The sequence below is a fragment of the Pseudomonas sp. C 49-2 genome, assembly GCF_003970195.1.
In the GTDB taxonomy this organism is placed as follows: domain Bacteria; phylum Pseudomonadota; class Gammaproteobacteria; order Pseudomonadales; family Pseudomonadaceae; genus Aquipseudomonas; species Aquipseudomonas canadensis.
This window is the reverse complement of record NZ_RXYG01000003.1, coordinates 169,361-190,780: the sequence shown is the minus strand read 5'-3', so window position 1 is coordinate 190,780 and position 21,420 is coordinate 169,361. Positions and strand designations below refer to the sequence as shown.

Sequence of the window (21,420 nt, the reverse complement as noted above, 5' to 3'; positions counted from 1 at the left end):
AATTCTTCCCGAATTTCCGTTGTAGGCCGCTGCACGTTACAAATAGATGTAGCTACGCTGCCGACAAACGGTTTTCGAGGTGGCAAAAAGGGGGCCAAGCCCCCTTTTTGCTTACTGAGTCAACGCCAGGGCGTCAATTACTCAGCGGCAGCTACCGGAGCTTCTTCAACGAACTGCTCGGTACCACCAGCAACGTGGTTGCGACCACGGATTACAGCGTCAGCCATCGAACCCATGTACAGCTGGATAGCGCGGATTGCGTCATCGTTGCCTGGGATGATGTAGTCAACGCCTTCCGGGCTGCTGTTGGTATCGACTACGCCGATAACCGGGATGCCCAGCTTGTTGGCTTCGGTGATCGCGATGCGCTCGTGATCAACGTCGATAACGAACAGTGCGTCAGGCAGACCGCCCATGTCCTTGATACCACCCAGGGAACGATCGAGCTTTTCCAGGTCACGGGAGCGCATCAGCGCTTCTTTCTTGGTCAGCTTGGCGAAAGTACCGTCTTCGGCTTGTACTTCAAGGTCACGCAGACGCTTGATGGAAGCACGGATGGTTTTGAAGTTGGTCAGCATGCCGCCCAACCAGCGATGATCGACGTACGGCGAACCGCAACGTGCTGCTTCTTCAGCAACGATCTTGCCAGCGGAACGCTTGGTGCCGACGAACAGAATCTTGTTTTTGCCCTGGGCCAGGCGCTCTACGAAAGTCAGAGCTTCGTTGAACATTGGCAGGGTTTTTTCAAGGTTGATGATGTGGATCTTGTTACGCGCGCCGAAAATGTATTTACCCATTTTCGGGTTCCAGTAACGGGTCTGGTGACCGAAGTGCACACCGGCCTTCAGCATATCGCGCATATTGACTTGGGACATGATAGTTCCTTAATAAGTCGGGTTTGGCCTCCACGTATCCCAATGACCAACCAGCGGCATCAAGGCCTCCGGCACCCAGGTCATCGTGTCGACACGTGTGTGGATTTAAGCTCTGCGGGGCATCCCCGGAAAGCGGCGCATTTTATACCACAGCATCGGCAAAAACGGAATACGCAATCACACTTGCCGCAGCGCGCTTTCGTGTAACCCCTTGAATAGACCTGATATAGCCCTACCTTATAGAGAGAAGCGATCATCAGAGGCTCATGATTTGAGGCCATCGTCTGTTAGAATCGCGTTTTCTGTGGCTTGTGCGAATCTTGCAACCTTTTGTCGCACGCCCGTAAACCGTATTGATTTCAGCGCATCGCGCTAGAGAGAGCCTGTATGACCGTTAGCTTGAAAACCGCCGAAGACATCGCTGGCATGCGCATCGCCGGCAAACTGGCTGCCGACGTGCTGGAAATGATTGCCGAACACGTCAAGCCCGGCGTCACCACCGAAACCCTGAACCAGATCTGCCACGACTATATAGTCAATGTGCAAGGTGCCATCCCTGCCCCGCTGAACTACAAAGGCTTCCCCAAGTCGATCTGCACTTCGGTCAACCACGTGGTCTGCCACGGGATTCCAGGTGACAAACCGTTGAAGGACGGCGACACCCTGAACATCGACGTTACCGTGATCAAGGACCGCTACTTCGGCGACACCAGCCGCATGTTCCACGTCGGCAATGTGCCGGTCTGGGCCGAGCGCCTGTCCCAAGTCACCCAGGAATGCATGTACAAGGCCATCGAGATCGTGAAACCCGGCTGCCGCCTGGGCGACATCGGTGAAGTGATCCAGAAGCACGCTGAAAAGAATGGTTTCTCGGTGGTGCGCGAATTCTGCGGCCACGGTATCGGTACCGTATTCCACGAAGAGCCGCAGATCCTGCACTACGGCCGCGCAGGCACCGGCATGGAACTCAAGGCGGGCATGACCTTCACCATCGAGCCGATGATCAACCAGGGCAAGGCCGACACCAAGGTGCTGGGCGACGGCTGGACCGCTATCACCAAGGATCGCAAGCTCTCGGCCCAGTGGGAGCACACCCTGCTGGTCACCGAAACCGGCTACGAGATCTTCACCCTGCGTGCGGACGACACGATCCCCCGCGTTTCCGCGTAAGGATCACCCAGGTTTTCCCCCACTGTGTTGTGACTGACTGTTAGATAGAAAGGAAAGCCGATCGATGCCCCAGGTGGATCCCGAACTCTTCGACCGTGGCCAGTTCCAGGCCGAACTGGCCCTGAAAGCGAGCCCAATTGCCGCGTTCAAGAAGGCTATCCGCCAGGCCCGTGAGGTGCTCGACGAGCGCTTTCGCAGTGGCCGGGACATCCGCCGGCTGATCGAGGACCGCGCCTGGTTCGTCGATAACATCCTGCAAAAGGCCTGGGAACAGTTCAGTTGGAGCGAAGACGCCGACATTGCCCTGGTGGCGGTCGGCGGCTACGGGCGTGGCGAGTTGCACCCCTATTCCGACATCGACCTGCTGATCCTGCTGGACAGTGCAGATCATGAGATCTTTCGCGATTCCATCGAGCGTTTTCTGACGCTGCTGTGGGACATCGGCCTGGAAGTCGGCCAAAGCGTGCGCTCGGTCGACGAATGCGCCGAAGAGGCCCGCGCCGACCTCACCGTCATCACCAACCTGATGGAAAGCCGCACCATCGCTGGCCCCGAGCGCCTGCGCCAGCGCATGCTCGAAGTCACCAGCACCGCGCACATGTGGCCGAGCAAGGACTTCTTCCTGGCCAAGCGTGCCGAGCAAAAGGCCCGGCACCACAAGTACAACGACACCGAATACAACCTGGAACCCAACGTCAAAGGCTCGCCCGGCGGGCTGCGCGACATCCAGACGATTTTGTGGGTTGCCCGTCGCCAGTACGGCACCCTGAACCTGCGCGCCCTGGCCGGCGAGGGTTTCCTGGTGGAGAGCGAAAACGCCTTGCTGGCCTCGTCCCAGGAATTCCTGTGGAAAGTGCGCTACGCCCTGCACATGCTCGCCGGGCGCTCCGAAGACCGCCTGTTGTTCGACCACCAACGCTCCATCGCCACCCTGCTGGGTTTTGAAGGCGAGGACGCGAAGACCAGCATCGAAAGCTTCATGCAGCAGTACTACCGGGTGGTCATGAGCATTGCCCAGCTCAGCGACCTGATCATCCAGCATTTCGAAGAGGTGATCCTGGCCCCCGAAGACGAAGCGCCGCCGCAGCCGATCAACGCGCGCTTCCAGTTGCATGACGGCTATATCGAGGCGCGCAACGACAACGTGTTCCGCCGCACGCCGTTCGCCATGCTGGAAATCTTCGTGCTGATGGCCCAGCAGCCGGAAATCAAAGGCGTGCGCGCCGACACCATCCGCCTGCTGCGGGAGAACCGTCACCTGATCGACGACGATTTCCGCAACGATATCCGCAACACCAGCCTGTTCATCGAGCTGTTCAAGTGCAAGATCGGCATCCACCGCAACCTGCGGCGCATGAACCGTTACGGCATCCTCGGGCGCTATCTGCCGGAGTTCGGCTTTATCGTCGGTCAGATGCAACACGACCTGTTCCACATCTATACCGTGGACGCGCACACCCTGAACCTGATCAAGCACCTGCGTAAGCTTCAGTACACGCAAGTGTCAGAGAAATTCCCGCTGGCCAGCAAACTCATGGCCAAACTGCCCAAGCCCGAGCTCATCTACCTGGCCGGCCTGTACCACGACATCGGCAAGGGCCGGCATGGCGACCACTCCGAGGTGGGTGCGGTTGACGCCGAAGCCTTCTGCCAGCGTCATCAGTTGCCCGTTTGGGACAGCCGCCTGATCGTCTGGCTGGTGCAGAACCATCTGGTGATGTCGACCACCGCCCAGCGCAAGGACTTGTCCGACCCGCAGGTGATCCACGACTTTGCGCAGATCGTCAGCGATGAAACCCGCCTCGACTATCTGTACGTGCTGACCGTCTCCGACATCAACGCTACCAACCCGACACTGTGGAACTCCTGGCGCGCCAGCCTGTTGCGCCAGCTCTACACCGAGACCAAGCGCGCCTTGCGCCGCGGCCTGGAGAACCCGGTGGACCGCGAAGAGCAGATCCGCCGCACCCAAAGCGCGGCCTTGGACATTCTGGTGCGCGGTGGCAACGATCCGGACGACGTGGAACAGTTGTGGTCGCAGTTGGGTGACGATTACTTCCTGCGCCACACCGCCGGCGATGTCGCCTGGCACACTGACGCAATCCTGCAACAGCCCGCCGATGGCGGCCCGCTGGTGCTGATCAAGGAAACCACCCAGCGCGAATTCGAAGGCGGCACGCAGATCTTCATCTACGCGCCGGACCAGCACGACTTCTTCGCCGTGACCGTGGCGGCCATGGACCAGCTCAACCTGAACATCCATGACGCCCGCGTCATCACCTCCAGCAGCCAGTTCACCCTCGACACCTATATCGTGCTCGACACCGATGGCGACTCGATTGGCGACAACCCGGCACGGGTGAAAAAGATCCGCGAAGGCCTGACCGAGGCCCTGCGCAACCCTGACGACTACCCGACCATCATCCAGCGTCGGGTACCGCGCCAACTCAAGCACTTTGCGTTTGCGCCACAGGTGACCATTTCCAATGACGCCCAGCGCCCGGTGACGGTGCTGGAACTCAGTGCTCCGGATCGTCCGGGCCTGCTGGCACGCATCGGCGGGATTTTCCTGGAGTTCGACCTGTCATTGCAGAACGCCAAGATTGCGACCCTCGGCGAACGCGTGGAAGACGTGTTCTTCATTACCGATGCCTACAACCAACCGTTGTCCGACCCGGAACTGTGCCTGCGCCTGCAGGAAGCCATCGTCCAGCAGCTAAGCGTGACCCAGGAACCCGGCGTCGAACTCACGCGCCTGACCATTTGATTATTTAACTGTGTAAACACAACCCCTGTGGGAGCTGGCTTGCCTGCGATGCGGGCACCACGGCCCGGCAGGTACACCGCGGCGATGCCATCGCAGGCAAGCCAGCTCCCACAGGGTCTGTGTACACCGTGACTGAGGCTTACATGAACAACGCCCTGAACCAGCTCCAGCCCTACCCGTTCGAGAAACTGCGCGCCCTGCTGGGCAGCGTCACGCCTAACCCGGACAAGCGCCCGATCGCGCTGTCCATCGGCGAACCGAAACATAAATCGCCTACCTTCGTGGCTGAAGCATTGAGCAACAACCTCGACCAAATGGCCGTGTACCCGACCACCCTGGGCATTCCGGCCCTGCGCGAAGCCATCGGTGCCTGGTGCGAGCGTCGCTTCAACGTGCCCAAGGGCTGGCTCGACCCGGCGCGCAACATCTTGCCGGTCAACGGCACCCGTGAAGCGCTGTTCGCCTTCACCCAGACCGTAGTCAACCGTGGCGACGACGCACTGGTGGTCAGCCCGAACCCGTTCTACCAGATCTACGAAGGCGCCGCGTTCCTGGCCGGGGCCAAGCCGCACTATCTGCCATGCCTGGACGCCAATGGCTTCAACCCGGACTTCGACGCCGTGACGCCGGACATCTGGAAGCGCTGCCAGATCCTGTTCCTGTGCTCGCCCGGCAACCCAACCGGCGCGCTGATCCCGGTCGACACCCTGAAAAAACTCATCGCCCTGGCCGACGAATACGACTTCGTCATCGCCGCCGACGAGTGCTACAGCGAACTGTACTTCGACGAACACACCCCGCCGCCTGGCCTGTTGAGCGCGTGCGTCGACCTGGGCCGCCAGGACTTCAAGCGCTGCGTGGTGTTCCACAGCCTGTCCAAGCGCTCCAACCTGCCGGGCCTGCGTTCTGGTTTTGTGGCCGGCGACGCGGACATCCTCAAGGCCTTCCTGCTGTACCGCACCTACCATGGCTGCGCGATGCCGGTACAAACACAACTGGCCAGCATTGCGGCCTGGCAGGACGAAGCCCACGTGCTGGCCAATCGTGACTTGTATCGCGAGAAATTCGACGCAGTACTGGCGATTCTCAAGCCGGTACTGGACGTAGAGAGCCCAGATGGCGGCTTCTATTTGTGGCCGAATGTGAATGGCGACGACGCTGCGTTCTGCCGCGACCTGTTCGTGGAAGAACATGTGACCGTCGTGCCGGGCTCGTACCTGTCGCGGGAGGTGGATGGCTTCAACCCTGGCGCCGGCCGTGTGCGCATGGCGTTGGTTGCGCCGTTGGCGGAGTGTGTGGAAGCGGCTGAGCGGATCCGGGCGTTCATTAGCCGCCGCTAAAACGCTAAAGCCCGTGGTATCTGACAGATATCACGGGCCAAGGTAACAATCGCCTACACTCAATGCTGGAACTTTCCCTACGTTCAGGACGAATCAAATGACAGTTTCGTCACTGACTCCAACGGGAAAACGCCATGATCTCAGCCACCGTTTTTACCCCCTGCTCCCCTCCCCCCACTGATCGCTCGAACGACGGCGTCGATCAACCCGAACGCCTTTCCAGACGTCGACGCAATGTGGGTGAACCCGCTAAATACTGGCCGCAAAACAGCACCATCAAGATCGCGATGTACGATTACCCGATGGATGACCCCTATGTGCTGGCAGTCAAAAACGCCGCCAGCGAGTGGTCAACCCATATCAACCTCACATTCGAGTTCGTATCGGGCGACGAGGGCGACGTTAGAATTACGCAGAACATAGTAGGCGACACGGGCGGCTCCTCACGGATAGGTAACGACGCTCAACGTGCTTTGTATGGAGCCCCAACGATGAGCCTGCCGATAGATCATACGTTGCCGTCATTCAACCAAACCGTGCTGCATGAGTTCGGGCACATGCTGGGCGCACACCACGCGCATCAACATCCCGATGCCAATATCCAATGGAATCAGTCAGTTCTTGACATGAACTACCCACAAACCTATCAGCAAACCAACTTTCTACCGCTACCGCGCAGCGGGTCCTACGATTTTTTGCCCTACGATCCAGACTCGATCATGCATTACTCCATCAACCCCGCCTTGACCACTAGCAACGAGTTTCACTCAAGAGGCTCGACACTCAGTGCGGGGGACATTGCCTGGGCAAAAAAAACCTACCCCAGACCCAATAAGGGCGAAAACGCTACTTTTTCAATCCCAGGTTCGCCTCACTCATATCAAGCTCCGCCAATACCTCCCGCAATACATCGTCCGCGATTTCGTGATGCCGACTCAGACTGTACAACTCAAGGCGTTGCGCACGCAGGGCTTTGAGCCGAAGCTTGCGCTCCAACTGGTCCAACTGCTGCGCCAGCATTTGGGCTTCGGTCGAGTCGTTGAACACCTCCAATTGATGGCGATATTCCGACATCAATCGTGCCTTGAGCTCAGCGGCCAATGCCGACTGGGCGGCATCCTGGGTCCCGGCCTCACCGGGCTCTTCGGTTTCCAGAGCATGGATCGCGGCCACGGCGGTTTTCTTCCAGGCTTCGCGCACCTCGTTGTGGCGCTTTTCGTCGGGACTCTTTTCGATACCGCGCAACAACAGCGGCAAGGCGATACAGGCGGCAATCAGCGACAACAGAATCACGCCCGCCGCGATGAAGATCAGCAAGTCACGTTCGGGAAAATCCTGGCCTGGCGCCAGCAGCAACGGCACCGACATCACACCCGCCAGCGTCACCGCACCGCGCACCCCACCGACCGTCAACAGCCAGCAGGACCGGGCGGTCGGTACCAGCGTCAGTTCGCTTTTCCCACGTAGCCTGCGCAACAATCCCGACAGCCGCCAGATGCTCTGCACCCAGATAAAGCGCAGCACCACCAGCACCAGGAAGATCGCGACCACATCCAGGCAGCGATAAAACAGGGTCGGCCACAGAGTCGGCTCATGGCTGACCACCGCCTTGATGATGTCCGGCAGTTGCAGGCCCAGCAGTAGGAAGATCAACCCATTGAAGGCGAACTCCAGCAACGACCACACGCTGCGATTGAGCAGCCGCGTGCTGGTCTGGCGCGGCAGCAGGTCGAGCCAGCTCTGCATCATGCCCGCCGCCACCGCCGACAAAATGCCCGAAGCCCCCAGCCGTTCGGCCAGCACATAGGCCGCAAACGGCAGCAGCAACATGAACACCACGTGAGTTGCCGGGTCGTCCCAGCCCCGAGCGATCATCCACGCGCGCAACCGGCCGACCAGCCAACTCAGGGCCACGCCGACCGCCAGACCACCGACAGCCACCAAGACGAAGGTGAGGCTGGCATCCGCCAGGGAAAACACCCCGGTCAACGCCGCCGCCAGGGCGAACTTGAAGGTCACCAGGCCCGAGGCATCATTCATCAAGGCCTCGCCCTGGAGCATGTGCATCAGCGGCGTGGGCAAGCGATTCTGGGAAATGGCCGACACCGCCACGGCATCCGTCGGCGACAACACGGCCGCCAGGGCGAAGGCCACCGGCAGCGGGATCGTCGGCAAAATCCAATGGATGAAGTAACCGGCGCCCACCACGGTAAACAGCACCAAGCCCACGGCCAGTGTCAGGATCGGCCCGCGCAGGCGCCACAACTCTCGCTTGGGCATACGCCAGCCATCGGAGAACAGCAACGGCGGCAAGAACAGAAACAGGAACAACTCCGGGTCCAGCGCCACATGCAGCCCCAGCGTCGGCCAGGCCAGCAAGGCACCGGCGGCAATCTGTACCAAGGGCAACGGCAGAGGAATGACACGCCCGACCAGACGCGAAACGCTGACCAGCATCAGCAGGATAAGAACGGTGTAGGCGGTTTGCATAACGCGGTTTTCCCGGACAATCGACTTGCAACGACACACATCAGGCAACAACTGGCCGTTGAAGTGCCATATTACCCGGCTATGTTATTCGCTGGCTTTTGCACAAAAGTCGCACAGCGCTGACGAGCGGCACCCAAACGCGCTGGTCGTGGCATAATCCGTGACCTTTCGTTTCTACTTGGTCCAAAGGGGGGCAATTCCTTGACCGCTTCAAGCAAAACGTTGCACCTTTTCGGCATCAAAGCCTGCGACACCATGAAAAAGGCGCGCACCTGGCTCGATGAGCACGGCGTCAACTATGAGTTTCACGACTACAAAACGGCCGGTATCGACCGCGAACACTTGACCCAATGGTGCGACGAGCACGGTTGGCAGGTGGTTTTGAACCGTGCGGGCACCACCTTTCGCAAACTCGAAGACGAACGCAAAGCCGATCTCGATCAGTCGAAAGCCATTGAATTGATGCTCGCACAACCTTCGATGATCAAGCGCCCGGTGCTGGATCTCGGTGACAGAACCCTGATTGGCTTCAAGCCAGATAGTTATTCGGCGGCCCTCAAGTAGGCCAGCCCTTTCCATTTTTGTAGAGGTAACAGCATGTCCAATTCCCTGTTCAGCCTGGGCTTCGGCGTCGGCACTCAGAACCGCCAAGGTGCTTGGCTGGAAGTGTTTTACGCACAACCGCTGCTCAACCCGTCGGCAGAAATCATCAACGCCATCGCGCCGATCCTCGGCTACACCGAAGGCAACCAGGCGATCACCTTCACCATCAGCCAAGCGCTGCAACTGGCTGATGCGCTCAAGAATGTCGACGCCACCCAAGCCGCGCTGCTCAACCGCCTGGCCGAAAGCCACACACCGCTGGTCGCCACCCTGCTGGCCGAAGACGCCGCACTGACCTCTACGCCTGAGGCCTACCTCAAGCTGCACCTGCTGTCCCACCGCCTGGTCAAGCCCCACGGCCTGAGCCTGGCCGGTGTGTTCCCGCAACTGCCAAACGTGGCCTGGACCAGCCAGGGCGCGATCGACATCAACGAACTGGCCGAGCGCCAACTGGAAGCCCGCCTGCGTGGCGAGCTGCTGGAAGTGTTCTCGGTGGACAAGTTCCCGAAAATGACCGACTACGTGGTGCCGAGCGGCGTGCGTATCGCTGACGCAGCACGCATCCGCCTGGGCGCCTACGTGGGCGAAGGCACCACTGTGATGCACGAAGGCTTCGTCAACTTCAACGCCGGCACCGAAGGCCCGGGCATGATCGAAGGCCGTGTATCGGCGGGCGTATTCGTCGGCAAGGGCTCGGACCTGGGCGGCGGTTGCTCCACCATGGGCACCCTGTCGGGCGGCGGCAACATCGTGATCAAGGTCGGCGAAGGCTGCCTGATCGGCGCCAACGCCGGTATCGGTATCCCGTTGGGCGACCGCAACACTGTGGAGTCGGGACTGTACGTCACCGCCGGCACCAAGGTTGCGTTGCTGGACGAGCAGAACCAGTTGGTCAAGGTGGTCAAGGCGCGTGAGCTGGCCGGCCAGCCGGACCTGCTGTTCCGCCGTAACTCCGAGACCGGTGCCGTGGAGTGCAAAACCCACAAATCGGCCATCGAACTGAACGAAGCGCTGCACGCTCACAACTAAGCAGCCACTCGATGCCACTAGCGGGCCCCGACCCTGGGGCTCGCTTATACGAGTCTTGAACACCATGCTAGTGCCCTCCCCCTGGCGCGCCGACTTTCCGGCCATCGCCACCCTGCAACGGCAAGACCAGACCTACCTGGACAACGCCGCCACCACGCAAAAACCCCAGGCTTTGTTGGATGCCATCAGCCATTACTACGCCAACGGCGCAGCCAATGTGCACCGGGCCCAGCATTTGCCAGGCGCCCATGCGACCCAGGCGTTTGAAGACAGCCGCAGCAAGGTCGCGCAGTGGTTGAATGCAGGCGACAGCGGGCAGATCGTGTTCACCCACGGCGCAACTTCAGCGCTGAACCTCCTGGCCTATGGCCTTGAGCACTTATTCAATGCGGGCGATGAGATTGTCATCAGCGCCCTGGAACACCACGCCAACCTGCTGCCCTGGCAGCAATTGGCCAAGCGCCGCGCACTGAACCTGGTGGTACTGCCACTGGGCGATGACGGCGTGATCGACCTGGCTGCCGCTGCCGAGCTGATCGGTCCGCGTACACGGTTATTGGCAGTGAGCCAGCTGTCCAACGTGCTCGGCGCCTGGCAGCCGCTGGAAGCCTTGCTGGCACTCGCTCAGCCACACGGCGCGTTGACCGTGATCGACGGCGCCCAGGGTATCGTCCATGGTCGTCACGACGTGCAGGCCCTGGGTTGCGACTTCTATGTGTTTTCCAGCCACAAGCTGTATGGCCCGGATGGCGTTGGCGTGCTGCTTGGTCGCAACGAAGCCCTGCACCACCTGCGCCACTGGCAGTTTGGCGGCGAGATGGTGCAGCAGGCCGACTACCACAGCGCCAGCTTCCGCCCTGCGCCGCTGGGTTTTGAGGCCGGTACACCGCCGATTGCCAGCGTGATTGGCCTGGGCGCCAGCCTGGATTACCTGAGTTCGCTGGACCAGCAGGCCGTCGTTGCCCACGAAGCGGCGCTGCATGACTACTTGTTGCGCGGACTCAACGCGCGCAATGGCGTGCGCGTACTCGGATCACCGCAGGTCGCTCTGGTGAGTTTTGTCGTGGAGGGCGTGCATAACGCCGACCTTGCGCACTTGCTCACCGAGCAAGGTATTGCCGTGCGCGCCGGCCATCACTGCGCGATGCCCCTGCTCAAGGCGATGCACCTGTCGGGAGCCATTCGCGTGTCCCTGGCGCTGTATAACGATTCCGATGACCTGGAACGCTTCTTCGAAGCGCTGGACCAGTCCCTGGATATGCTGCGATGAGCTTGCCGGTAGAGGCCGTTGCCGCGCTTGACGCCTTCCAGGCCGTCGGCAGTTGGGAGCAGCGCGCGCGGATGCTGATGCAATGGGGCGAGCGTCTGCCGCCATTGGCGGATGAGGACAAGGTCGACGCCAACCTGGTGCAGGGCTGTGAAAGCCTGGTGTGGCTGGTGGGGCGTTTGGAGGATGGCCACTGGCAGTTTGTTGCGAGCAGCGATGCACGGATGATTCGAGGGTTGGTGGCGTTACTGCTGGCGCGGGTCAATGGGTTGTCGACGGCTGAGTTGCAGGCGGTGGACTTGCCGGATTGGTTCGCGCAACTGGGGCTTTCCCGCCAACTGTCACCGTCGCGCAGCAATGGCCTGAACGCTGTGCTGCAGCGTATGCGGGCATTAAGCCTTACACAAAACTAAATGTGGGAGCGGGCTTGCTCGCGAAAGCGCAGTGTCAGTAGATACATCATTGACTGAATCACCGCATTCGCGAGCAAGCCCGCTCCCACATTTGGATCTATGTTCAGCAGTGAGATCTAGGCGGGTTTGACCCGCTCGGAAGGCCTGCGCACCCCGGCCACAATCTTGTCCACCGCCTTGGTCGCCGCGACCATGCCAAAGGTGGCCGTCACCATCATCACCGCACCAAAGCCGCCCGCGCAGTCCAGCTTCACGCCATCCCCGACAAAACTCTTCTGCAAACAAATGCTGCCGTCCGGCTTGGGATAGCGCAGCTGTTCGGTGGAAAACACACACGGCACGCTGTAATGACGGGTCACGGTGCGGGAGAAGTTGTAGTCGCGGCGCAGGGTCGAGCGCACTTTCGACGCCAACGGGTCATTGAAGGTGCGGTTCAAGTCGCAGACTTGGATCAACGTCGGGTCAATCTGCCCACCAGCGCCGCCGGTGGTGATGATCTGGATCTTGCGGCGCTTGCACCAGGCAATCAGCGCGGCCTTGGCATTCACCGCGTCGATGCAGTCAATCACACAGTCGATGTCCGGCGTGATGTATTCGGCCATGGTGTCGCGGGTCACGAAGTCCGCCACCGCATGCACCGTGCAATCCGGGTTGATGCCGCGCAGGCGCTCAGCCATCACCTCGACCTTGGGCTTGCCCACGGTGCTGTCCAGCGCGTGCAACTGGCGGTTGCTGTTGCTGACGCAGACATCGTCCAGGTCAAACAGCGAAATCTCGCCCACCCCGCAACGGGCCACGGCTTCCGCCGCCCAGGAGCCCACGCCGCCGACGCCGACGATCGCCACATGGGCCGCTTTCAAGCGTTCCAGGCCTTCAATGCCATACAAGCGGGCGACGCCTGCAAACCGCGGATCTTCTGTACTCATGACCATTACCCCAAAAACCGGCGCGCATTATGGACTACGCAGCGACAAGTTCGAAGCGACAAGCTACAAGTAAAGAACTTAGATGGTCTTTCGCGGACTAATGTCCGGTTTTTCTCTGCTTGCTGTACGGTCAGGGAAGGGCCGGTGTAGGATGCGCGCCGTTCGGCGTAGGCCGACACCTCTTTTCGTTCCACACCCTTTGGAACCCGAAATAGCCATGGCATCGCGTAAATTTGGACTCAACCTGGTGATCGTGCTGGCAATCGCCGCGCTGTTCACCGGTTTCTGGGCGCTGATCAACCGCCCCGTCACCACCCCCAACTGGCCTGAACAGATCTCCGGTTTTTCCTACTCGCCGTTCCAGCAAGGCCAGTACCCGCAGAAAGACCAGTACCCGACCGACGACCAGATGCGTCGCGACCTCGAGATCATGAGCAAGCTGACGGACAACATCCGTACCTACTCGGTCGACGGCACCCTGGGGGATATCCCCAAGCTGGCGGAAGAGTTCGGCCTGCGTGTGACCCTGGGGATCTGGATCAGCCCGGACCTTGAGCGCAACGAGCGAGAAATCCAGCGCGCCATCGAAATAGCCAACAGCTCGCGCAGTGTCGTGCGGGTCGTGGTCGGTAACGAAGCGCTGTTCCGTGAAGAAATCACCCCTGAAGCGCTGATCGTGCTGCTGGACCGGGTGCGCGCCGCCGTGAAAGTACCGGTGACCACGTCCGAGCAATGGCATATCTGGGAAAAGAACCCGCAGTTGGCCAAGCACGTCGACCTGATCGCCGCGCACATCCTGCCGTTCTGGGAATACATCCCGATGGACAAGGCCGGCCAGTACGTACTCGACCGCGCCCGCGACCTGAAGAAACTGTTCCCGAAAAAACCGCTGTTGCTGTCGGAAGTGGGCTGGCCGAGCAACGGCCGCATGCGCGGGGGCAATGAAACCTCCCCGGCCGACCAGGCGATCTATTTGCGGACGCTGGTGAACAAGCTGAATCGCCAGGGCTTCAACTACTTCGTGATCGAGGCCTTCGATCAGCCGTGGAAAGTCAGCGACGAAGGCTCGGCGGGCGCTTACTGGGGTGTGTACAACGCCGCACGCCAGCAGAAATTCAACTTTGAAGGGCCGGTGGTCGCGATCCCGCAATGGCGCGTGCTGGCCATCGGTTCGGTGGTGCTCGCGCTGCTGTCCCTGACCCTGCTGATGATCGACGGCTCGGCCCTGCGCCAGCGTGGTCGTACCTTCCTGACCTTTATCGCGTTCCTCTGCGGTTCGGTGCTGGTATGGATCGGCTATGACTACAGCCAGCAATACAGCACCTGGTTCAGTGTCACCGTGGGCATCCTTCTCGCCCTCGGCGCCCTGGGCGTGTTTATCGTGTTGCTGACCGAAGCCCACGAACTGGCGGAAGCGGTGTGGACCCACAAGCGTCGGCGTGAATTCCTGCCGGTCGAGGGGGATTCGGACTACCGCCCGAAAGTGTCGATCCACGTGCCGTGCTACAACGAGCCGCCGGAGATGGTCAAACAGACCCTCGACGCCCTGGCCGCCCTCGATTACCCGGACTACGAAGTCCTGATCATCGACAACAACACCAAGGACCCAGCGGTGTGGGAGCCGGTGCGCGACTACTGCGAAACCCTCGGCCCGCGCTTCAAGTTCTTCCATGTCGCGCCCCTGGCCGGTTTCAAGGGGGGTGCGCTGAACTACCTGATCCCGCACACCGCCAAGGACGCCGAAGTGATCGCGGTGATCGACTCCGACTACTGCGTATCGCCGAACTGGCTCAAGCACATGGTCCCGCACTTCGCCGACCCGAAAATCGCCGTAGTGCAGTCGCCGCAGGATTACCGCGACCAGAACGAAAGCACCTTCAAGAAGCTCTGCTACGCGGAATACAAGGGCTTCTTCCATATCGGCATGGTCACCCGCAACGACCGTGACGCGATTATCCAGCACGGCACCATGACCATGACCCGACGCTCGGTGCTTGAGGAACTGGGCTGGGCCGACTGGTGCATCTGCGAAGACGCCGAACTGGGCCTACGCGTATTCGAGAAAGGCCTGTCGGCGGCGTATTACCACGACAGCTACGGCAAAGGCTTGATGCCGGATACCTTTATCGACTTCAAGAAACAGCGTTTCCGCTGGGCTTACGGCGCGATCCAGATCATCAAGCGTCACACCGCAAGCCTCTTGCGCGGCAAGGACACCGAGTTGACCCGTGGCCAGCGTTACCACTTCCTCGCGGGCTGGTTGCCGTGGGTGGCGGATGGCATGAACATCTTCTTCACCGTCGGCGCGTTGTTGTGGTCGGCGGCGATGATCATCGTGCCGACGCGGGTTGACCCGCCGCTGCTGATTTTCGCGATCCCGCCGTTGGCGTTGTTTGTGTTCAAGGTGGGCAAGATCATCTTCCTCTACCGTCGCGCGGTAGGCGTGAACTTGAAGGATGCGTTCTGCGCGGCCCTGGCCGGCCTGGCGTTGTCGCACACCATCGCCAAGGCGGTGTTGTATGGCTTCTTCACCACCAGCATTCCGTTCTTCCGCACACCGAAAAACGCGGATAACCACGGCTTCTGGGTGGCGATTTCCGAAGCCCGCGAAGAAATGTTCATCATGCTGCTGTTGTGGGGCGCGGCGCTGGGGATTTACCTGGTGCAGGGCCTGCCGAGCAATGACATCCGCTTCTGGGTGGTGATGTTGTTGGTGCAGTCGCTGCCGTATGTGGCGGCACTGATCATGGCGTTCCTGTCTTCGCTGCCGAAACCTGCGGCGGCGCCGGAACCCGTGCCAGCGGCGTAAAAACTTGCGCAATGCACTAAACGGCGGCCTCTGGCCGCCGTTTTGCTATAAGATAACGGCCGTTTTGTGAGTCTTGGCCCAGCCCTGCTCTAATGTGGGAGCTGGCTTGCCTGCGATACAGGCGCTGCGGTCTGGCTGGTACACCGCGGCGATGCTATCGCAGGCAAGCCAGCTCCCACACTGAATCTGCGCCGTTTCAAGTCCACATTCGCCCTGCGCCCATTACATGCTTTCCGGAGTTCCCCCATGACGGCCCACGCCGACCTTTCGCCGACCCTTCAACTCGCCATCGACCTGATCCGTCGCCCGTCGGTCACGCCAATCGATGCCGATTGCCAGAAGCTGATGATGCAGCGTCTGGGCGACGCCGGTTTTGCGCTTGAGCCGATGCGCATCGAAGACGTGGACAACTTCTGGGCCACCCATGGCAAGCACGAAGGCCCGGTGCTGTGCTTCGCCGGTCATACCGACGTGGTGCCGACCGGCCCGGTGCAGGCCTGGCAAAACGACCCGTTCGACGCGTTGATCGATGAAAACGGCATGCTTTGCGGGCGTGGCGCAGCAGACATGAAAGGCAGCCTGGCCGCGATGCTGGTGGCGTCGGAGCGTTTTGTCGCCGACTACCCGGACCACAAGGGTTCGGTGGCCTTCCTGATCACCAGCGATGAAGAAGGCCCGGCGCACCATGGCACCAAAGCCGTGATCGAACGCCTGGCCGCACGCAAGGAGCGCCTGGACTGGTGCATCGTCGGCGAACCATCGAGCACTACGCTGGTGGGCGATGTGGTCAAGAACGGCCGTCGCGGTTCCCTCGGCGCCACCCTGACCGTGCGCGGCGTACAAGGCCACGTGGCCTACCCGCACCTGGCGAAGAATCCGATCCACCTGGCTGCGCCGGCCCTGGCCGAATTAGCCGCTGAGCACTGGGACGACGGCAACACCTTCTTCCCGCCCACCAGTTTCCAAATCTCCAACCTCAACTCCGGTACCGGCGCGACCAACGTGATTCCGGGTGACCTGACGGCAGTGTTCAACTTCCGCTTCTCCACCGAGTCCACCGTCGAAGGCCTGCAGCAGCGCGTTGCGGCGATCCTCGACAAACACGGGCTGGACTGGCACGTGGAGTGGGCGCTGTCGGGCCTGCCGTTCCTCACCGAACCGGGCGCGTTGCTGGATGCGGTCTCAGCCAGCATCAAGGCGATCACCGGTCGCGAAACCCAGGCGTCCACCAGCGGCGGTACTTCTGATGGGCGTTTCATCGCCACGTTGGGTACGCAAGTGGTCGAGTTGGGCCCGGTCAACGCGACAATCCACCAGGTCAACGAGCGCATCCTCGCCAGTGACCTCGATGTGCTGACCGAAATCTACTACCAGACCCTGATCAAGTTGCTCGCCTGATGCTCGCGTGCCCTCTTTGCAGCGCCCCGCTCACCGCGGTGGACAATGGCGTGGCGTGCCCGGCCGGACATCGTTTCGACCGCGCACGCCAGGGTTACTTGAACCTGTTGCCGGTGCAGCACAAGAACAGCCGCGACCCGGGCGATAACTTGGCGATGGTGGAGGCGCGCCGCGACTTCCTCAACGCCGGGCACTACGCCCCAGTGGCCAAGCGCCTGGCCGAACTGGCCGCAGAACGTGCCCCGGCGCGCTGGGTCGACATCGGCTGTGGCGAGGGTTACTACACCGCGCAGATCGCCGACGCCCTGCCCCACGCCGATGGCTACGCGCTGGATATCTCCAAGGAAGCAGTCAAGCGTGCCTGCAAGCGCACCCCAGCGCTGACCTGGCTGATCGCGAGCATGGCCCGTGTGCCGTTGGCGTCAGGCAGCTGCCAGTTTCTCGCCAGCGTGTTCAGCCCATTGGACTGGGAAGAGGCCAAGCGCCTGCTCAGCCCCGGCGGTGGGTTAATGAAGGTCGGCCCGACCAGCGGTCACCTGATGGAACTGCGCGAACGCCTGTACGACGAAGTGCGCGAGTACACCGACGACAAGCACCTGGCCCTGGTGCCGGATGGCATGAGCCTGGCGCACAGCGAGACGCTGGAATTCACCCTGAGCCTCGCCGAGCCCCAGGACCGCGCCAACCTGCTGGCCATGACCCCACACGGCTGGCGTGCCAGCGCCGAGCGTCGCGCACAGGTGATTGAGGCGGCTGAGCCGCTGGTGGTCACTGTGTCGATGCGCTACGACTATTTCGTGCTTCAATAACTGACTTTCCAGTATCCGCGAATGGATTTTCGAATCCCGCAACGAGGAACATCCATGCGCCAACCCGATATCGAGATTTACCTGAAGGACGCCGACGTCGACCACAAGGCCATCGCCGCCTGGCTGGGCGCCGCCCTGGGCCCGTGCTCCGACTGGGTCCAGAAAGGCCAGACCTACAAATGCAAAGCCGGCAATGTGCCCATCACTTGGCTGCCCAAAGCCGTCGGCAAATGGAACAGCCTGTACCTGGAAAGCGACCAGACCCCATGGGACGACGACATCGCCTGCGCCCGCGCGGCGTTTGCTGCGCTGAACGTGGAAGTGCGTTGCGCGCCGGGGACTTGGGTTGAGGAAGAAGGTGAGGAAAGCGCTGACACCTGGATTCGCATCAGCGAAGACGGTGAAGAACAGATCACCTGGAAAACCGCCTGAGCTAAACCTGCAAACCCAATCAATGTGGGCGCTGGCTTGCCCGCGATGCAGACACCTCGGTCTATCAGTAAGACCACAGTGATGCTATCGCAGGCAAGCCAGCTCCCACAGTTGATTGGGTTACCAAGCCTGGGTCTTTATAGACCGACCACATCCTCCGCCTGCAACCCCTTCTCGCCGGTCACCACGGCGTATTCCACTTGCTGGCCCTCAGCCAGAGAGCGGTGGCCCTCACCGCGAATGGCACGGTAGTGCACAAACACATCCTTGCCGTCTTCGCGCTGGATAAAGCCATATCCCTTTGCATCGTTGAACCACTTCACATTGCCGGTTTCACGCGTTGCCATCTGTCTTACTCCCACATGCATTTTTATTGTTGAGTCGCTCGCATTGAACTGCCGAGTATAAGACAGGCTCAAAAACGATCAACTCAAGTTTACATCGCTGCTTTTTTGCCGATTTTCGGCGAATACGGCACACTACCCGCCCGAGCGCCTGCTCGGTTTTTTCCACTTGAAGCAGCACGCCTATGACCCGTTCCCCGTTCCGCCGTCTAGTGTTCGGCACATTGCGCCGACTGTTGTACCTCTGGGTCCGCTCGGAGACGATCAACCAGTCGTCCCTGACCCTTAACCTGGACCGCAGCCGGCCGGTGTTCTACGTCCTGCAATCGCCCTCCCTCACCGAATTGGCCGTGGTCGACGCCGAGTGCACCAAAGCTGGCCTGCCGCGCCCGGTGCTGCCGGTATCGGTAGGCCCCTTGATGGAACCGGCGGCGTTCTTCTACCTCACACCGGAACCGGACTGGCTCGGCCGCCAGGACAAGCGCGGCGCGCCGCCCACACTGACGCGTCTGGTCAACACCCTCACCGAACACGCCGAAGAGAATGCACAAATCATTCCGGTCAGCGTGTTCTGGGGCCAATCCCCCGAGAGCGAATCCAGCCCGTGGAAGCTGTTGTTTGCCGACAGTTGGGCAGTCACCGGGCGTCTGCGCCGGCTGTTGAGCATTCTGATCCTCGGTCGCAAGACGCGTGTGCAATTCTCTGCGCCTATCAACCTGCGTGAATTGATCGAGCACAATAAAGGCCACGAACGTACCGTGCGCATGGCTCAACGCATCCTGCGCGTGCACTTTCGTAACCTGAAGACGGCGGTGATCGGTCCCGATTTGTCCCACCGCCGCAACCTGGTGAAGGGCCTGGTCAACATGCCGCTGGTGCGCCAGGCCATTGCCGATGAGGCCGAACGGGAGAGGATCAGCCCGGAGAAAGCCAAGGCCCAGGCCCTGCGCTACGGCAACGAGATCGCCTCGGACTACACCTACACGGCGATCCGCTTCCTCGAAGTGGTACTGAGCTGGTTCTGGAACAAGATCTACGACGGCATCAAGGTCAATAACATCGAAGGTGTGCAAAAGGTTGCCCAGGGTTACGAGGTGATCTACGTGCCTTGTCACCGCAGCCACATCGACTACCTGTTGCTGTCCTACCTGTTGTTCAAGAATGGCCTGACCCCGCCGCACATCGCCGCCGGAATCAACCTGAACATGCCGGTGATTGGCAGCCTGCTGCGCCGTGGCGGTGCGTTTTTCATGCGCCGCACCTTCAAGGGCAACCCGCTGTACACCTCAGTGTTCAACGAGTACCTGCACACCTTGTTCACCAAGGGCTTTCCGGTGGAGTACTTCGTCGAAGGCGGACGTTCGCGTACCGGACGCATGTTGCAGCCGAAGACCGGGATGCTGGCGATCACCCTACGCAGCTTCTTGCGCTCCTCACGCATGCCGATTGTGTTTGTGCCGGTGTATATCGGCTATGAGCGCGTACTCGAAGGCCGCACCTACCTGGGCGAGTTGCGCGGCGCGAGCAAGAAAAAAGAGTCGATCTTCGATATTTTCAAAGTGGTCGGCGCGCTCAAGCAGCGCTTTGGCCAGGTCGCGGTCAACTTCGGTGAGCCGATCAAACTGGCCGAATTCCTCGACAGCGAGCAACCGGACTGGCGTGCCCAGGAACTGGGTCCGAACTACAAGCCGGCCTGGCTCAACGAAACCACCAACCGCCTCGGCGAACAGGTGGCACGCCACTTGAACGAAGCCGCTGCGGTCAACCCGGTAAACCTCGTGGCCCTGGCATTGCTGTCCACCACCCGCCTGGCCTTGGACGAACAAGCCATGGCGCGCCAATTGGACCTGTACCTGGCGTTGCTGCGCCGCGTGCCCTACTCGCCTCACACCACCTTGCCCGAAGGCGATGGCCTGGCGCTGATCAAGCATGTGAAGGACATGGACCTGCTGTCGGAGCAGAGTGATGCCCTGGGCAAGATTCTGTACTTGGACGAGCAGAATGCCGTCCTGATGACCTATTACCGCAACAACGTTTTGCATATCTTTGCCCTGCCGGCGCTGCTGGCGAGCTTCTTCCAGAGCAGTTCACGGATGAGCCGCGACCAGATCCTGCGTTACACCCACGCGCTGTACCCGTACCTGCAATCGGAACTGTTCATTCGTTGGTCGCTGGAAGAGCTGGACACGGTAATCGACCAATGGCTGGAGGCCTTTGTCGAACAGGGCCTACTGCGTTTCGAAAACAATGTCTACCTGCGTCCGGCGCCGAGTTCGCGGCACTTTGTGCTGTTGACCTTGCTGTCCAAGAGCATTGCCCAGACCCTGCAACGCTTCTACATGGCGATTTCGCTGCTGCTCAACAGCGGCCAGAACAGCATCAGCGCCGAAGAACTGGAAGACCTGTGCACGATCATGGCCCAGCGCCTGTCGATCCTGCATGGCCTCAACGCCCCGGAATTCTTCGACAAGAGCCTTTTCCGACATTTCATCCAGACCTTGCTGGAGCAAGATGTGCTGCGTCGCGACGAGGCCGGCAAACTGAGTTATCACGACCTGCTCGGGGAACTGGCCGAAGGCGCGGCGAAACGCGTGCTGCCGGCGGAGATTCGCCTGTCGATCCGCCAAGTGGCGTTGCATCGCGTGGATGACGCCGCCGAAGCACCTGTCGAACCCGACGCCACTGCACCTGAACAAACCCGCTAGATTTAAAGAGGCGCCGGATGGATTCCGGCGCCGTTGAAAAGGA

At 60.7% G+C, this 21,420-nt stretch carries 16 protein-coding genes and 1 pseudogene; 13 read left to right on the top strand and 4 right to left on the bottom strand.

Going from position 1 to position 21,420, the window contains the following annotated elements; translation table 11 throughout:
- Positions 1 to 137: 137 nt before the first annotated feature.
- The gene (gene rpsB / locus EJ576_RS07165; protein ID WP_003189158.1) at positions 138 to 875 is read right to left on the bottom strand and encodes a 30S ribosomal protein S2; all 738 of its coding nucleotides are present in this window, start codon (positions 873 to 875) and stop codon (positions 138 to 140) included.
- A gap of 387 nt (positions 876 to 1,262) precedes the next feature.
- Between rpsB and map the strand changes: the two genes are divergently transcribed.
- The 4 genes and pseudogenes from map to EJ576_RS30175 all read left to right on the top strand — a co-directional run.
- On the top strand, positions 1,263 to 2,045 hold the full coding sequence (map, locus tag EJ576_RS07160) for a type I methionyl aminopeptidase (protein ID WP_016975842.1): 783 nt from the start codon (positions 1,263 to 1,265) through the stop codon (positions 2,043 to 2,045).
- Positions 2,046 to 2,109: 64 nt separating this feature from the next.
- Positions 2,110 to 4,812 (top strand): [protein-PII] uridylyltransferase, encoded by a 2,703-nt coding sequence (locus EJ576_RS07155; protein WP_122724639.1) that lies wholly within the window; start codon positions 2,110 to 2,112, stop codon positions 4,810 to 4,812.
- A gap of 143 nt (positions 4,813 to 4,955) precedes the next feature.
- Positions 4,956 to 6,152, top strand: coding sequence for a succinyldiaminopimelate transaminase (gene dapC / locus EJ576_RS07150; RefSeq protein WP_123476539.1), 1,197 nt, complete (start codon positions 4,956 to 4,958; stop codon positions 6,150 to 6,152).
- A 134-nt stretch (positions 6,153 to 6,286) separates the two neighbouring features.
- A pseudogene (locus EJ576_RS30175) lies at positions 6,287 to 6,877 on the top strand (M12 family metallopeptidase); the annotation flags it as partial.
- A gap of 121 nt (positions 6,878 to 6,998) precedes the next feature.
- Here EJ576_RS30175 and EJ576_RS07140 read toward each other — a convergent pair.
- Positions 6,999 to 8,642, bottom strand: coding sequence for a Na+/H+ antiporter (locus EJ576_RS07140; RefSeq protein ID WP_123476543.1), 1,644 nt, complete (start codon positions 8,640 to 8,642; stop codon positions 6,999 to 7,001).
- A gap of 255 nt (positions 8,643 to 8,897) precedes the next feature.
- Here EJ576_RS07140 and EJ576_RS07135 point away from each other — a divergent pair, with 255 nt between their 5' ends.
- From EJ576_RS07135 to EJ576_RS07120, 4 genes are all read left to right on the top strand, one after another.
- Complete coding sequence (locus EJ576_RS07135; protein WP_236318523.1) at positions 8,898 to 9,206, top strand: arsenate reductase; 309 nt, start codon at positions 8,898 to 8,900, stop codon at positions 9,204 to 9,206.
- A gap of 33 nt (positions 9,207 to 9,239) precedes the next feature.
- Positions 9,240 to 10,274, top strand: coding sequence for a 2,3,4,5-tetrahydropyridine-2,6-dicarboxylate N-succinyltransferase (dapD, locus tag EJ576_RS07130; protein ID WP_028619146.1), 1,035 nt, complete (start codon positions 9,240 to 9,242; stop codon positions 10,272 to 10,274).
- Positions 10,275 to 10,338: 64 nt separating this feature from the next.
- A complete protein-coding gene (locus tag EJ576_RS07125) occupies positions 10,339 to 11,544 on the top strand; it encodes an aminotransferase class V-fold PLP-dependent enzyme (RefSeq protein WP_126569952.1) in 1,206 nt (401 codons plus the stop codon).
- Positions 11,541 to 11,954, top strand: coding sequence for a SufE family protein (locus EJ576_RS07120; protein ID WP_122724633.1), 414 nt, complete (start codon positions 11,541 to 11,543; stop codon positions 11,952 to 11,954). Before EJ576_RS07125 ends, EJ576_RS07120 begins: the two co-directional genes overlap by 4 nt.
- Before the next feature lie 116 nt (positions 11,955 to 12,070).
- Here the strand turns inward: EJ576_RS07120 and tcdA are convergent, their stop codons facing one another.
- The gene (gene tcdA / locus EJ576_RS07115) at positions 12,071 to 12,880 is read right to left on the bottom strand and encodes a tRNA cyclic N6-threonylcarbamoyladenosine(37) synthase TcdA (RefSeq protein ID WP_164393649.1); all 810 of its coding nucleotides are present in this window, start codon (positions 12,878 to 12,880) and stop codon (positions 12,071 to 12,073) included.
- 217 nt (positions 12,881 to 13,097) lie between these two features.
- On the opposite strand from tcdA, the gene EJ576_RS07110 reads away from it, so the two are divergent.
- The 4 genes from EJ576_RS07110 to EJ576_RS07095 all read left to right on the top strand — a co-directional run bounded on the left by EJ576_RS07110 (position 13,098) and on the right by EJ576_RS07095 (position 18,328).
- Positions 13,098 to 15,689 carry a glycosyltransferase gene (locus EJ576_RS07110; protein WP_126569951.1) on the top strand — a complete coding sequence of 864 codons (2,592 nt, stop codon included), beginning with the start codon at positions 13,098 to 13,100 and terminating at the stop codon, positions 15,687 to 15,689.
- Between the two features lie 246 nt (positions 15,690 to 15,935).
- Positions 15,936 to 17,087 carry a succinyl-diaminopimelate desuccinylase gene (gene dapE / locus EJ576_RS07105; protein WP_028619141.1) on the top strand — a complete coding sequence of 384 codons (1,152 nt, stop codon included), beginning with the start codon at positions 15,936 to 15,938 and terminating at the stop codon, positions 17,085 to 17,087.
- Positions 17,087 to 17,896, top strand: a complete 810-nt coding sequence (locus EJ576_RS07100) for a putative RNA methyltransferase (protein ID WP_028619140.1) — start codon at positions 17,087 to 17,089, stop codon at positions 17,894 to 17,896. Before dapE ends, EJ576_RS07100 begins: the two co-directional genes overlap by 1 nt.
- 54 nt (positions 17,897 to 17,950) lie before the next feature.
- Complete coding sequence (locus EJ576_RS07095) at positions 17,951 to 18,328, top strand: hypothetical protein (protein ID WP_016975830.1); 378 nt, start codon at positions 17,951 to 17,953, stop codon at positions 18,326 to 18,328.
- A 137-nt stretch (positions 18,329 to 18,465) separates the two neighbouring features.
- Here EJ576_RS07095 and EJ576_RS07090 read toward each other — a convergent pair whose 3' ends face one another.
- Entirely contained in the window at positions 18,466 to 18,675 is a 210-nt protein-coding gene (locus EJ576_RS07090) for a cold-shock protein (protein WP_003219353.1), read from the bottom strand.
- Between the two features lie 182 nt (positions 18,676 to 18,857).
- On the opposite strand from EJ576_RS07090, the gene plsB reads away from it, so the two are divergent.
- The gene (gene plsB / locus EJ576_RS07085) at positions 18,858 to 21,377 is read left to right on the top strand and encodes a glycerol-3-phosphate 1-O-acyltransferase PlsB (RefSeq protein WP_122724626.1); all 2,520 of its coding nucleotides are present in this window, start codon (positions 18,858 to 18,860) and stop codon (positions 21,375 to 21,377) included.
- The last annotated feature ends 43 nt before the right edge of the window (positions 21,378 to 21,420 follow it).